Here is a 13,604-nt window from a genome sequence, read left to right as displayed (position 1 = left end):
GGCCCGAACGGTGCCTTCGGTGCTTCGGGCGCACGAACCGCGTCTCAGGGACCCGGGGTGCCGCGCCGCTCCCCGTCCCCGAGGCGCAGTTGCAGCTGCGCCAGCAGCCGGGCGTCCGGGCTGCCGAGGTCCAGCCCCGACACGGCCGTGATCCGGCCCAGCCGGTACCGCATGGTGTTGGGGTGCAGCGAGAGGCTGCGCGCGGCGGCCGGCACATCACCGAAGTGGTCCAGGTAGGCCCGCAGGGACTCCACCAGACGGCTGCCCGCGTGCCCGGCGTCGAATGCGGCCAGCCGCGCCACCGCGGTCCCCGGCGGCAGCTCCAGGTCCCGCAGCGCCTCCAGCACGCGCAGGACGCCGATGGTGTCGGCCACGTCCTCCACCCACGCCACGGAACGCCCGTCCCCGGTCCGGGCGAGGGCCTTCAGCGCCTGCTCGGCGCTGCGGCGCGACCGCGCCGCCTGAGCCAGCGCCGGCACCACCTCGCCCAGCCCTGCCCGCACCGGCGCGCCGGCGGCCGCCGACAGGCGGGCGGTCAGCGAGGTGCCGAGCGCCGTCATCCGCTCCCGCGCCCGGTCCGCGTCCCGGTCCAGCGCGCCGACCAGCACCAGCGCCCGGCCACCCGCCGGCACGACCACGATCCGGTGGCCGAGGGCCGCGCAGTGCAGGGCGAGCAGCGCGTACATCCGGGACGGCTCACCGGCCGCCCCCTGCTCCCCGGTCGCCACGCCCACCGCCAGCACCGCGCAGGGCTCCCGGGCCGGCAGCGCGGCCCGCTCGGCCAGCACCTCGGCCGAGCCGCGCTCCTCCAGCAGGGCGCGCGCCGCGTCCTCCACCAGCCGGCTGTCCGCGCCGCGCGTGCGGTGGTGGAGCAGATGCGGGGCGGCGGCCCGGGACGCGGCGCGCAGCGCCTGGGCCGCGTTCGGGGACAGCGGCCGGCCCGCGACCGCCGCCACCCAGACGGAGCCCAGCACCTCGCCGCCCGCCCGGACGGCGCATACCAGCCGCTCGGGATTGTCGCCCTGGGCGCGCCGGTGCAGCACGTCCTCCGTGGTCCACAGGGCGCGGAAGAACCCGGCGTCGCGCATCGCGGCCACCCGCCAGGCGGGCACGCGCCGCCCGAGGATGGTCAGCCGGCGCATCTCGTCCACGTTCTCCTCCGTCGAGGAGTACGCCAGCACCCGCGACTCGGTGTCCTCGATGGTCACCGAGCCGCCGACCAGGGCGGCCACCGCGTCGGCCAGCCCGTCGAGATCGCCTAGCACCAGGCCCCGGGCGGCCGGTAACGGCGGCACACCCGCCGCGGCGAGCCCGGCCCGGAGCACCGCCACCAGTTCCTCCCACCGGTACCAGGTGCGGAACAGCAGCGCCGTACCGGCCTCGTGGGCCGCCGAGCGCAGGACACCGAGGCTCCCGTCGGGTCGTTCCGGGCCGAAGACCACCCCGCGGGCCCCGGCGGCACCGGCCCGGCGCACGACGTCCACCGCCTGGGCCGACCCGGCCGCGACACCGACGGCCAGCACCAGTTCCCCGGGCCGGACCTCGGGGGCCAGCACATCGAGCAGGGTGACGCCGCCGACGGCCACTCCCAGGCCGCCGGGCGCCGTGTCCAGCTCCAGGGCCCCCGGGCCCACGACCGACAGCAGCCGCTCCAGGGTCACCCCGGGCCCGGCGGCCGGGCCCCACTCCGCGTGCTCCCGTGACTCGGTCACGCTTCCCCCTCGACACGCCGGCGGCCGGGTCCCGGCCGCTCCCGGAAGAGGTACGACACCACACACCGGGCGCGCGCTCAATGGGCTACGGCACCATGAACCCGGGCGCGTGTTCCAGGGGGTACGGCACCACGCGCCCGGCGACGGGGGTCAGAGGTACTTCTTCAGCTCCCGGCGCGCCAGCGACCGCTGGTGCACCTCGTCCGGGCCGTCGGCGAGCATCAGCGTGCGGGCGCTGGCGTACAGCTCGGCCAGCGGGAAGTCCTGGCTCACCCCGCCCGCGCCGTGCAGTTGGATCGCCCGGTCCAGGATGCCGACCACCGCGCGCGGCGTGGCGATCTTGATGGCCTGGATCTCGGTGTGCGCGCCCTTGTTGCCGACGGTGTCCATCAGCCAGGCCGTCTTCAGCACCAGCAGCCGCAGCTGCTCCACGGTGACCCGGGCGTCGGCGATCCAGTTCTGCACGACGCCCTGCTGGGCCAGCGCCTTGCCGAACGCCGTACGGGACACCGCCCGCCGGCACATCAGCTCGATCGCCCGCTCGGCCATGCCGATCAGCCGCATGCAGTGGTGGATCCGGCCGGGGCCGAGCCGGGCCTGGGCGATGGCGAAGCCGCCGCCCTCCTCGCCGACGAGGTTGGCCACCGGTACCCGCACCCGGTCGAAGACCACTTCGGCGTGGCCGCCGTGCGAGTGGTCCTCGTAACCGAACACCCGCATGGCCCGCTTCACCGTGACGCCCGGGGTGTTGCGGGGGACCAGAACCATCGACTGCTGGCGGCGGATGTCGGCGCCGTCCGGGTCCGTCTTGCCCATCACGATGAAGATCGCGCAGTCCGGGTTCATCGCCCCGGAGATGTACCACTTGCGGCCGGTGATGACGTACTCGTCGCCGTCCCGCTCGATGTGCGTGGTGATGTTCGTGGCGTCCGAGGAGGCCACCTCCGGCTCGGTCATCGCGAACGCCGAGCGGATCTCCCCGGCCAGCAGCGGCTCCAGCCACCGCTTCTTCTGCTCGTCGGTGCCGAACTGGGCCAGCACCTCCATGTTCCCGGTGTCGGGCGCCGCGCAGTTGGTCGCGGTGGGCGCGAGGTGCGGGGACCGGCCGGTGATCTCGGCGAGCGGCGCGTACTGGAGGTTGGTCAGCCCGGCGCCGTACCCGGCGTCCGGGAGGAAGAGGTTCCACAGGCCCTGCCGGCGTGCCTCGGCCTTCAGCTCCGCCACCACGGCCGGGGTGTCCCACGGCGAGGCGAGCGCGGCCCGCTGCTCCTCGGCGACCGCCTCGGCCGGGTAGACGTACTCGTCCATGAAGGCGAGCAGCCGGGCGCGCAGCTCTTCCGTACGCGCGTCGAACGCGAAGTCCATGTGCGGTCAGCCTTCCTGAAGGGTGGTCAGTCCGTGGCGGATGAAGACGGGAACGAGGTCGCCGATGCGGTCGAAGCCCTGGCCGACCGTCTGGCCGAGCGTGTACCGGTAGTGGATGCCCTCCAGGATCACGGCGAGCTTGAACCAGGCGAACGCCTCGTACCAGGAGACGGCCGACACGTCCCGCCCCGAACGCTCGGCGTACCGCTCGACCAGCTCGTGCGGCGAGGGGTGCCCGGGTGCCTCTGCGGTCGTGGAGACGGGCGAGTCGGGCATGCCCAGCGGACGGCTGTACATCACCAGCAGGCCGAGGTCGGTCAGCGGGTCGCCGAGCGTGGACATCTCCCAGTCGAGGACCGCCCTGATCCTGTCGTCGTCGCCGATCAGCACGTTGTCCAGGCGGTAGTCGCCGTGCACGACGGCCGGGGCGGGGGAGGCGGGCAGGGCGCGGCCGAGCGCCGCGTGCAGCTCGTCGATGCCCGCCAGCTCGCGGTTGCGGGAGGCGTCCAGCTGCTTGCCCCAGCGGCGCAGCTGCCGGTCCAGGAAGCCCTCCGGGCGGCCGAAGTCCGCGAGACCCACCTCGGCCGGGTCCACGGCGTGCAGCTCGACCAGCGTGTCCACCAGGGACAGCACCGCGTCCCGGGTGCGCTCCGGGCCGAGCGGGGCGAGCTGGCCGGCGGTGCGGTACGGGGTGCCCTCGACGAACTCCATCACGTAGAACGGGGCCCCGAGCACCTCCTCGTCCTCGCACAGCAGCACCGGGCGCGGGACCGGCACCCGGGTCGGGTGCAGGGCGCTGATGACCCGGTGTTCGCGTCTCATGTCGTGCGCGGTGGCCAGTACATGGCCGAGCGGGGGCCGGCGGACGACCCACTTCGCGTGGCCGTCGGAGAGCGCGTAGGTGAGGTTCGACCGTCCGCCCTCGATCAGCCGTCCGGTCAGCGGACCGCGCACCAGACCGGGGCGCTCGCGGTCGAGCAGGGCGCGCAGCCGGTCCAGGTCCAGCCCGGGCGGGTGGTCGGCGCTCATACATCACTCCTAGGGACGGGTGAACAGGACCCGACTCATGATGCCGACCGGTCGGTATGCCGTCCAGAGCAGGAGCGAAGATCACGCCGAACGTGACACGGCCCACGATAAGCCCGGCCCCCGCGCGGGGACCGGTCCCGTGCGCTCAGTGGTCGTCCCAGTGGTCCCCGTGCTCGGCGTGCCGGTGGCCGCCGTGCAGGTAGTCGACGTGGTCGCCGTGCGGTACCTGCGCGTGCCCGCACTCCTCGTGGTGCACGTGCGCGTGGTCCCGGTGGACCGAGTGCCCGGCCGGCTCGCACTCGTCCCAGTGGCCCGCGTGCTCCCGGTGCAGATGCCCGTCGTGCACGTAGTCCACATGATCGCCGTGCGGCACCGCGCAGTGCCCGCAGTCCGGCCCGTGACCGGTGCGACCCGTGGGCGGTGTGTTCCTGGTGGAGGGTGGTCATGGCGCTCACCTCCGGGGGTACGGGGTGCTGACGACGGGGCGTCCCGGTTGCGTGGCGCACGAGTACCCCGGAGGGTCGAGGGCATGAAGGGCATCAGCTACCGCCGCTACGGCGGACCCGAGGTGCTGGAGTACGGCGAGCTGCGGGACCCCAAGGTGGGCCCCGACCAGGTGCTGGTCGAGGTGCGCGCGGCGGCCGTCAATCCGGTCGACTGGAAGTGCCGCGAGGGCTACCTCGATCCGGTGCTGGACGCCGTCTTCCCGGTGGTCCCCGGCTGGGACGTCAGCGGGGTGGTCGTCCGCCCCGGCGCCGCCGTCACCGAGTTCGCCCCCGGGGACGAGGTCATCGGCTACGTCCGCGAGGACTTCCTCTCCCGGGGCACCTGCGCCGAGTACGTGGCCGCGCCGGTGCGCACCCTGGCCCGCAAGCCGCGCACCCTGTCCTTCGAGGAGGCCGCCGGACTCCCGCTGGCCGGCCTCACCGCCTACCAGGTGCTGGTCAAGGCGCTCCAGGTCAAGCGGGGCGAGACCGTCCTGGTGCACGCGGCGGCCGGCGGCGTCGGCTCGCTCGCCGTCCAGATCGCCGCCCACCTCGGCGCCCGCGTCCTCGGCACGGCCGGCGAGGCCAACCGCGACTACGTCCGCACCCTGGGCGGCGAGCCCCTGGCCTACGGCGAGGGGCTGGCGGAACGGGTGCGCGGGCTCGCCCCCGAGGGGGTGGACGCGGTCTTCGACACCGTCGGCGGCGACACGCTGACGGTCTCCGCCAACCTCCTCGCCCCGGAGGGCCGGCTGGCCTCGATCACCGACCGGGAGGTACGCGAGTACGGCGGCCGGTACGTCTTCGTCCGCCCGGACGCCGAGGACCTGGCGCGCCTGTCGGAGTGGGCGGACCAGGGCGTCCTCTCCGTCCACGTCCAGCGGACCTTCCCGCTGGAGCGCACGGCGGACGCCCACCGGCTGAACCAGGAGGGCCACACCCGCGGCAAGATCGTGGTGACCGTGGACCGGGCATCCGGGGAGGGCGGTGCGTAGGGGGTTCCCCGCAGGACGACGCTACGGTGCGATAACTACAGAGTTGTACGGGATGTTCGCTCCGTCGCGGGGGCCGTGGTGACCGAGGTTCACACGAACGGGTAACTGCGCCGGGGGCGTGCGCCGGTCCAAGATCGGCCTCATGCGAACTTCCTTGATCCGCCGCGCGTGCGTCGTGGCCCTCATGATGGTCACGACGATGGCGCCCGCGGCGGCGGCCCGGCCGGCCGAAGACACCAAGAAGCCCGGGACCGGCGGGCACGCGCGGCTGCTGGGGGAGCGGATCGTCCCCCACAAGCTCGCCTTCCGCGGCACCACCGTCGGCGGACTGTCCGGCATCGACCGCAACCCCTGCACGGGCGAGTACGTCATGATCAGCGACGACCGCTCGGTCCTCCAGCCCGCCCGCTTCTACACCGCCAGGATCGCCGTGGACGGCACCGGCGTGCGCTCCGTCGACTTCACCGGCACGCACCCGCTGCGGCAGCCGGACGGCTCGGTCCACCCGCCGGCGAGCGCCCGCGACGGCAAGGCCGTGGACCCGGAGGAACTGCGGGTCGACCCGCGAAGCTGCCGGTACTGGTGGTCGCAGGAGGGCGACCGGCCGGCGTCGGCGGGCGACCCGCTGATCCAGCAGTCCGTCCGGATCGCCGGCCCCACGGGAGCCTACCGCGGCCGGTTCCGGCTGCCGGCCGACTACCGGTACACGCGGGAGGACCGGGGGCCACGGCGGAACAAGGGGGTGGAAGCCATCACGTTCGGCGCCCGGGGCACCACGTTCACCAGCGCCCTGGAGGGCCCGCTGATCCAGGACGGCCCGGAACCCGACCTGCGGCACGGCGCCCTGGTCCGGGTGACCCGGCAGAACCGCGACGGCGCGGTGCTCCGGCAGTTCGCCTACCCGCTGGAGAAGATCTTCACCGCGTCCGACCCGTCCAGCCCGTGGGCCCCGGACACCGGCGTGCCCGCGATCCTCGCCTTCCCCGACGACCCCGACCGCTACCTGGTCCTCGAACGCACCTGGGTGGCCGGAGCCGGGTACAAGATCCGTGTCTTCGACGCCACCACGCGCGGCGCGACCGACGTGCGGCGCATGTCCTCCCTGGCCGGCCGGGCGGTCGTGCCCATGCGCAAGAAGCTGGTCGCCGACTTCCACGACCTGGGGCTGAGCACGGTCGTCAACACCGAGGGACTGACCTGGGGCCCCAGGCTGCCGAGCGGTGAACGGACCCTGCTCCTGGTCAGCGACGACAACTTCGCCGAGGACGAGGCCACCCAGTTCGTCGCCCTCGCCTTCCGCGACCGCTGACGCGCGGGGGAGGGGAGAGTCCCGGCGCCGTCTACGCGTGCGGCCGGAGCCCCGGGGGCCGTCGACGCGCGCGGGGCTACAGCACCAGCACCGCCGCGCACACCGCCAGCGCGAGGGCGCACAGCACCGCCGCCGTCGCCTGACGGGGGGCGAGCACCGGCGGGCGGGGTGCCGTGGTCAGGGCGCGGACCCGGGAGTGGGCGACCCCGAGCAAGCCCAGCCACAGCGCGCAGCACACCGCGCTCGTCAGGACCCCGGCCGCCGTCGGCCCCCCGTGCAGCGCGGCCTTCAAGGCCAGCACGGTGGCCACGGCGGCCGACAGCGTCGTACGCCGCCAGGCCAGCCGGGTGCGCTCGGGCTGGAGGCCGGGGTCCCGGCCTCCGCTCTCCGCCCCGGCCGTCACCCCTCCCACCCCACCAGCACGACCACGACCATCGCGACGGCCACCACCGCCACGACCAGGCTCAGCAGCACCGGGAACCGGGAGGCGGGCAGGTCCTCGCCGCGCCGCATCGCCCGCTCGCAGCGCACCCAGTGGTTCACCGCCCGCAGGGAGCACAGCACCCCGGCCGCGAGCAGCGCGAGCGCCAGCCCGACCCGCCAGGCCCAGCGCAGATCGGGCAGGAACTGGTCCACCGCGAACCCGCCGCCGATCAGCGCCAGCGCGGTGCGCAGCCAGGCGAGGAAGGTGCGCTCGTTCGCCAGCGAGAACCGGTAGTCGGGCGTGCCGCCCTCTTCCCGCACCCGCTCCGGCGCGAACCACAGCCGGATGTTCCGTACGAATTCGCTCACCCGGCCGACCCTACCGGGCGGTCACCCGCCCGCCCGGAACGCCCGGAGCCGCTCGTAGGCCGCCAGCCCGTCCGGCACCCACTCCCAGGTGCCGAGCCGCCGCTCGACCTCCTCCTCGGGCAGGAAGGCGTGCCACTGCACCTCCTCCGGCTGCGGACGCACGGGCAGGTCGCAGCGCACCTCGTACACCGCCGACCACCAGCTGTTCCCGGCGCCGTCGTCGTAGAGGAACTTGAACAGGTAGGCGGGGCGCGGCAGTCCGCTCACGCCCAGCTCCTCCTCGGCCTCGCGCAGCGCCGCATCGTCGTAGGACTCGCCCGCGCCGACGACACCGCCGACGAACATGTCGTACAGCGAGGGGAACACCAGCTTGGTCGCCGTGCGCCGGTGTACGAAGAGCCGGCCGGCCGCGTCCCGGGCCTGGACGAACACGCAGCGGTGGCGCAGCCCGAGGGCGTACGCCTCGCCACGCGGGCGCCGGTCGACGACCCGGTCGTGCTCGTCGACGATGTCGAGGATCTCGTCAGCAGGATTCATGCCCGCCATCCAAGCAGGACCCGTACCGGGCAGTCCGGGCGCCGGGTCAGCGTCACTGCAGGACCCGTACCGGCGGGTCCGGGTGCCGGGTCAGCGCCGCTGGAGGTCCGGCGCGCCCCGCTCCGTCTCGCCCGCGCCGCACGGCATCGCCGGGTGCAGCCCGAGCAGCACGATGCCCGCCACCACGGCCGCGAGTCCGGCCGCCTCCCACGCCAGCGCCCCGGTGTCGGTGCGCAGCCGGTCCCCGAGGAAGCCCACCCCGCACAGGATTCCGGCGAGCGGCTCGGCCGCGGTCAGCGCGGGCAGCGACATGCGCAGCGGCGCCGTCTCGAAGGCGCTCTGCACCAGTACCAGTCCGGTGACCCCGCAGGCCACCACGCCGTACGGCTGCCAGCCGGTGAGCAGTCCGGTCAGGCCGCCGTCGGAGAAGCGGATGCCGCTCACCCGGGTCAGCGCGTCCTGGACGCCGTACAGCAGCCCGGCCGCGAGTGCCAGCAGCACCGGGCCGCCGCTCAGCCGGGACCGCTTGGCGTACATCGTCATCAGCAGGGCCGCGCCCACCACCGCGCCGATGATCAGCCAGTGCCGCAGCGGATCGGTGACGGCCGTGCCGGCGCGCGGCTCGCCCGCCGTGATGAACGCGCTCACCCCGCCCGCGAGCAGCAGCAGCCCGGCCCAGCCCTGACGGCCGAGCGGCTGTCCGGTCTGGTACCGGGAGAGGGCCAGGGCGAACAGCAGGTTGGTCGCGAGCAGCGGCTCCACCAGCGAGATCTCGCCCTTGCCGAGGGCGATGGCGCCCAGCACCATGCCGGCCACCATCAGCGCGAGGCCCCCCAGCCAGCGCGGGATGCGCATCAGGTCGAGCAGCAGCCGGAAGGAGAGGAAGTCGCCGAGCGGCGCGTGCTGCGCCGCGTTCTGCTGGAGGACGAACCCGAAGCCGAGGCAGCAGGCCGCGCCCACGGCGAGAAGCAGAACCAGAACGGACACGCGGTGTACCTCGATCATCCGGCCGGACCACGGGCGTGTAGTGGCCGACTGTAGCGCCACCGGAACGGCGATGCCCCGGAAGTACCCGGAACCGGGCGGTCGCCCGACATGGTCCGCACCGCGGGCGCGGCGCGCCATGGCGTGCGCCACATCCGCGGCGCCGGTCCCGGGGCGCACGGCCCGGTACGCGTGGCGGGCGGGCATGGCATACGCCACAGGAACGTCCCCTCGTTCACACCCGCGACGGCTCCCACCTGCGCCGTGCGAGCCAAGTACCGCTCTGGGCAGGGAAGTTGAAGGGATGAACAGCCTCGATCCGCTTGACGCGATCCTTGGCGGGGGGTTTGCTGTGCGTGATCGGTCGATGGCAGCCCGAGAAACAGGAAGCCCCGCGGTGCCCCCTTCCCCGCCTCTGCTCGGCCCGCGCCGGGCCGCGCCGGACCCGTCCGTCGCCCCCGCCGCCGGCCCCCGCGACGCCCTCGCCCCCGGCGCCCGCGACGCCTCCGACGCCCTCGCCCCCGGCGCCTCCGACGCCCTCGCCCCCGGCGCCTCCGATGCCCTCGCCCCCGGCGCCCCCGGCGCCTCCGACACCTTCGACGCCGCCCTCGACGACGCCGAACTGCGCACCGCCCGCGCGGCGTTGGCGAAGGGCCGGCGGCAGGCCGCCCGCTCCCTGCTGGTGCACACCGGCGACGACTGGGACCGCCGCGGCCACCGCCTCACCGTTCTCGCCCAGGACCCCCGCGCCACCGCCTGGGCGGGCGACTGGCTGGCCGCCGAGCCCGGCTCCGTTGACGCCGCCACCCTGCTGGCCCTGGCCCTGGTCCACCGGGCCGTACGCGGCGAGGAGGAGCCCGGCCGGGCCCGCGACTCCTGCGCCACGGCCGCCGCCCTCGCCCCGGCCGACCCCACGCCCTGGCTCGGCCTGCTCCTGCTGGCCCGCGCCCTCGGCCCGGAGAGCGCCCTGCTCGACGCCTTCACCGAGCTGCGCCGCCGCCACCCCGAGCACCACCACGCCCACCACCTGCTGATCGCCTGCCTCGCCGAACGGCCCGGGTGCGGCCGTGCCGAGACCCACGAGGTGTACGACGCCGCCGAACTGGCCGCCGCCGAGGCCCCCGCCGACTCCCCGCTGGCCGTGCTGCCGGCGGTCGCCTACGCCGAGCGGTACCGGGTCCTCGCCGCCACCGGGCTGGGCCCCGCCGACCCGGCCGCCTCCCGGCACTGGTCCGGCCCCCGGGCCCGGCGCGTGCTGGGCGCCTGTTTCGACTGGTGGCTGGAGTGGGAGCAGGACGAACACCCGCGCCGCCTGATCGACCTCAACCACCTGGCGTTCGCCCTGTCCTGCGCCGGCCGTCCGGCCGAGGCAGCGGCCCTGTTCCAGCGCATCGGCGACCACGCCACCCCGGCGCCCTGGGCCTACGCCCACCGCGACCCGCTCGCGGCCTTCCGCGCGGCCCGCGCCCGCGCGCTCGGGCCCGGCTGACGGCCCGCGGAACGACGGAACCGGCCCGCCCGGCCGAGGGGAAGCCCTCGGCCGGACGGGCCGGCCTGCCGCGGAGGCGCCGCGCGCCGCGGCCTAGATGATCAGGGACAGCAGCAGCACCAGGCCGCCCGCGACCACCGAGATGATCGTCTCCATCAGCGACCAGGTCTTGACGGTCTGCCCGACGTTCAGCCCGAAGTACTCCTTCACCAGCCAGAAACCGGCGTCGTTGACATGGCTGAAGAAGAGCGAGCCCGCGCCGATGGCGAGGACCAGCAGGGCCGTGTGGGTGGTCGACATGTCGGCCGCGAGCGGCGCCACCAGGCCGGCCGCCGAGACCGTCGCCACCGTCGCCGAGCCGGTCGCCAGCCGGATCGCCACCGCGATCAGCCAGGCCAGCAGCAGCGCCGGGATCGACCAGTCCTCGGAGATGTCCAGGATCATCTGGCCCACGCCGGAGTCGATCAGCGTCTGCTTGAAGCCGCCGCCCGCGCCGACGATCAGCAGAATGCCGGCGATGGGCATGAGGCCCTTCTCCACGGTCTGCTGGAGCCGGTCCCGGGTGAACCCGGCGGGCCGGCCCAGCGTGAAGAAACCGACGATCACGGCGGCGAGCAGGGCGATCAGCGGGGAGCCGACGACGTCGAAGACGCGCTGGGTGTGGTCCGCGGGGTCGTCGACGACGATGTCCACCAGCGCCTTGGCCAGCATCAGCACCACCGGCAGCAGCACGGTGGCGAGCGTCGGCCCGAAGCCCGGGCGCCGTTCGAGCTGCTCCGAGGCGCGCTGCGGCAGCATCCGGTCGGGGGCGGGCACGTCCACCCAGCGGGCCGCGACCTTGGAGAACAGCGGCCCGGCGATGATCACGGTCGGGATGGCGACCACGATGCCGAGGGCCAGGGTCACGCCCAGGTTGGCCTTGACCGCGTCGATGGCCACCAGCGGGCCGGGGTGCGGCGGGATCAGACCGTGCATCACGGACAGACCGGCCAGTGCCGGGATGCCGATGCGCATCAGGGAGTAGTTGCCGCGCTTGGCGACCATCAGCACGACCGGGATCAGCAGCACGATGCCGACCTCGAAGAACAGGGGCAGGCCGACCACGGAGGCGATCAGCACCATCGCCCACGGCATCGCCCGCCCGCCGGCCTTGGCCAGGATCGTGTCGACGATCTGGTCCGCGCCGCCGGAGTCGGCGAGCAGCTTGCCCAGGATCGCCCCGAGCGCGATCAGGACGCCCACGCCGGCCACCGTGGAGCCGAGCCCGTTGGTGAAGCTGGTGATGGCCTTGTCGAGCGGCGCCCCGGCGGCCGCCCCGAGCGCCAGCGACCCGACGGTCAGCGCCAGGAAGGCATGGAGCTTGAACTTGGTGATGAGCAGGACGATGACGGCGATGCCCACCAGGACGGCGATGCCCAGCTGGGCGTGCCCGGCGGAGGTGATCGGCGGAGGGGCGTCCGCTGCCAGCATCTCGACGCTGAGTCTGGTCACGGGGGTTCCTTGCGGTTACGGGGGATTTCTGGGGGCGCTAGTGAGAGCTGCCCGCGGTGTCGGGAAGCGCCGAGAGGGCCCGTACGGCACGCTCGGTGATCTCCTCGGGGCCGCCGCTGACGTCCACGGCGACTCCCGCCTCGTCCGGCTGGAGCGGCTGGAGGGTGGCGAACTGGGAGTCCAGCAGGGCGGTCGGCATGAAGTGGCCCTGCCGCCGGGACATCCGCTCCTCGATCAGCCGGCGGTCGCCCGTCAGGTGCAGGAACACGATCCCGGGCGCCACGGCCCGCAGCCGGTCGCGGTAGACCCGCTTCAGCGCGGAGCTGCTGACCACCCCGCCCAGTCCGGCCCTGCCGTGCGCCCAGTGCCCGATGGCGTCCAGCCACGGCCACCGGTCGGCGTCGTCGAGCGGGATCCCCGCCGACATCTTGTCGATGTTGGCCTGCGGGTGGAAGTCGTCGCCCTCGGCGTACGGGACGCCCAGCCGCGCGGCGAGCAAGGGACCGATGGTGGTCTTGCCCGTCCCCGCGACGCCCATCACGACGACGACCTGGGGGGTTCGCATTACTGCCTCGCTGTCTTCCTCGACATCCGACGCCACTGCGGCGTCGCCACACTGAAACCCATTAGGTACGACGAATTCAAGAGAGTGTGACGTATAAGTCTGACTTTTTATGGCTGTGATCCAGGCCGTACGCTGAGTGCATGAGCACACGGGGCCGGGGGCTGCACGGCCATGTACTGGACACCCTCGGCCCCGCCATCACGTCCGGCGAGTACCCGCCGGGCAGCGTCCTGCGGACCGACGAGCTGGCACAGCACTTCGAGGTGTCCCGTTCGGTGATGCGCGAGGCGGTCCGCGTACTGGAGTCCATGCACCTGGTCGAGTCCCGCCGCCGGGTGGGCGTCACGGTCCGCCCCAAGGCCGAGTGGAACGTCTACGACCCGCAGGTCATCCGCTGGCGGCTGGCCGGCGCCGACCGCCCGCACCAGCTGCGCTCGCTCACCGTGCTGCGCTCCGCCGTCGAACCCGTCGCGGCGGGCCTGGCCGCCCAGTACGCCACGGCCGAACAGTGCGCCGAACTCACCGAGTGCGCGCTCGGCATGGTGGCCAACTCACGCGGCCACCGGCTCCAGGAGTACCTGTTCCACGACGTGGCCTTCCACCGGGTCATCCTCAACGCCTCCGGCAACGAGATGTTCGCCCGCCTCGGCGATGTCGTCGCGGAGGTGCTCACCGGCCGCACCCGGCACGAGGTCATGTTCGAGGACCCCGACCCGGCCGCCGTCACCCTGCACGTGCGGCTCGCCGAGGCGGTCCGCGCCCGGGACGCGGTCCGCGCCGAGGAACTGACCCGGGAGATCACCGAGGGCGCCCTCCAGGAACTGGACGTCCTGGCACCCTGAGCGACGGCG

General features: G+C 74.2%; 13 protein-coding genes and 1 pseudogene. 4 read left to right on the top strand and 10 right to left on the bottom strand.

Annotated elements, in window-relative coordinates:
* Positions 1-44 precede the first annotated feature (44 nt).
* From Srubr_RS06020 to Srubr_RS06005, 4 genes and pseudogenes are all read right to left on the bottom strand, one after another.
* The gene (locus Srubr_RS06020) at positions 45-1,712 is read right to left on the bottom strand and encodes a PucR family transcriptional regulator (RefSeq protein WP_189996120.1); all 1,668 of its coding nucleotides are present in this window, start codon (positions 1,710-1,712) and stop codon (positions 45-47) included.
* A gap of 150 nt (positions 1,713-1,862) precedes the next feature.
* Complete coding sequence (locus Srubr_RS06015) at positions 1,863-3,077, bottom strand: acyl-CoA dehydrogenase family protein (RefSeq protein WP_189996121.1); 1,215 nt, start codon at positions 3,075-3,077, stop codon at positions 1,863-1,865.
* A gap of 6 nt (positions 3,078-3,083) precedes the next feature.
* Positions 3,084-4,106, bottom strand: a complete 1,023-nt coding sequence (locus tag Srubr_RS06010) for a phosphotransferase family protein (protein ID WP_189996122.1) — start codon at positions 4,104-4,106, stop codon at positions 3,084-3,086.
* Between the two features lie 145 nt (positions 4,107-4,251).
* Positions 4,252-4,552 (bottom strand): annotated as a pseudogene (locus tag Srubr_RS06005) (hypothetical protein).
* Positions 4,553-4,635: 83 nt separating this feature from the next.
* Between Srubr_RS06005 and Srubr_RS06000 the strand changes: the two are divergent.
* Entirely contained in the window at positions 4,636-5,586 is a 951-nt protein-coding gene (locus tag Srubr_RS06000; RefSeq protein ID WP_189996123.1) for an NADP-dependent oxidoreductase, read from the top strand.
* A gap of 142 nt (positions 5,587-5,728) precedes the next feature.
* Positions 5,729-6,895 (top strand): esterase-like activity of phytase family protein, encoded by a 1,167-nt coding sequence (locus Srubr_RS05995; RefSeq protein WP_189996124.1) that lies wholly within the window; start codon positions 5,729-5,731, stop codon positions 6,893-6,895.
* A 76-nt stretch (positions 6,896-6,971) separates the two neighbouring features.
* Here Srubr_RS05995 and Srubr_RS05990 read toward each other — a convergent pair whose 3' ends face one another.
* The 4 genes from Srubr_RS05990 to Srubr_RS05975 all read right to left on the bottom strand — a co-directional run bounded on the left by Srubr_RS05990 (position 6,972) and on the right by Srubr_RS05975 (position 9,211).
* Positions 6,972-7,307, bottom strand: coding sequence for a DUF202 domain-containing protein (locus tag Srubr_RS05990; protein ID WP_373313528.1), 336 nt, complete (start codon positions 7,305-7,307; stop codon positions 6,972-6,974).
* Positions 7,295-7,687, bottom strand: coding sequence for a YidH family protein (locus tag Srubr_RS05985; protein WP_189996126.1), 393 nt, complete (start codon positions 7,685-7,687; stop codon positions 7,295-7,297). Before Srubr_RS05985 ends, Srubr_RS05990 begins: the two co-directional genes overlap by 13 nt.
* A 21-nt stretch (positions 7,688-7,708) precedes the next feature.
* Positions 7,709-8,224: an NUDIX hydrolase gene (locus tag Srubr_RS05980; protein ID WP_189996127.1), complete on the bottom strand. Its 516-nt coding sequence runs from the start codon at positions 8,222-8,224 to the stop codon at positions 7,709-7,711.
* Positions 8,225-8,314: 90 nt separating this feature from the next.
* Positions 8,315-9,211, bottom strand: coding sequence for a DMT family transporter (locus tag Srubr_RS05975; RefSeq protein ID WP_189996128.1), 897 nt, complete (start codon positions 9,209-9,211; stop codon positions 8,315-8,317).
* A 394-nt stretch (positions 9,212-9,605) separates the two neighbouring features.
* Here Srubr_RS05975 and Srubr_RS05970 point away from each other — a divergent pair, with 394 nt between their 5' ends.
* A complete protein-coding gene (locus Srubr_RS05970; protein WP_229926718.1) occupies positions 9,606-10,697 on the top strand; it encodes a hypothetical protein in 1,092 nt (363 codons plus the stop codon).
* A 93-nt stretch (positions 10,698-10,790) separates the two neighbouring features.
* On the opposite strand, the gene Srubr_RS05965 is transcribed toward Srubr_RS05970, so the two are convergent.
* Both Srubr_RS05965 and Srubr_RS05960 read right to left on the bottom strand, forming a co-directional pair.
* On the bottom strand, positions 10,791-12,188 hold the full coding sequence (locus Srubr_RS05965) for a GntP family permease (protein WP_189996129.1): 1,398 nt from the start codon (positions 12,186-12,188) through the stop codon (positions 10,791-10,793).
* Positions 12,189-12,225: 37 nt separating this feature from the next.
* Positions 12,226-12,753 carry a gluconokinase gene (locus Srubr_RS05960; protein ID WP_189996130.1) on the bottom strand — a complete coding sequence of 176 codons (528 nt, stop codon included), beginning with the start codon at positions 12,751-12,753 and terminating at the stop codon, positions 12,226-12,228.
* 140 nt (positions 12,754-12,893) lie between these two features.
* On the opposite strand from Srubr_RS05960, the gene Srubr_RS05955 reads away from it, so the two are divergent.
* On the top strand, positions 12,894-13,595 hold the full coding sequence (locus Srubr_RS05955) for a FadR/GntR family transcriptional regulator (RefSeq protein WP_189996131.1): 702 nt from the start codon (positions 12,894-12,896) through the stop codon (positions 13,593-13,595).
* Positions 13,596-13,604 lie beyond the last annotated feature (9 nt).

Origin of the sequence: Streptomyces rubradiris (genome assembly GCF_016860525.1) — a bacterium.
Classification (GTDB): domain Bacteria; phylum Actinomycetota; class Actinomycetes; order Streptomycetales; family Streptomycetaceae; genus Streptomyces; species Streptomyces rubradiris.
This window is presented reverse-complemented; position numbering and strand designations above follow the sequence as displayed.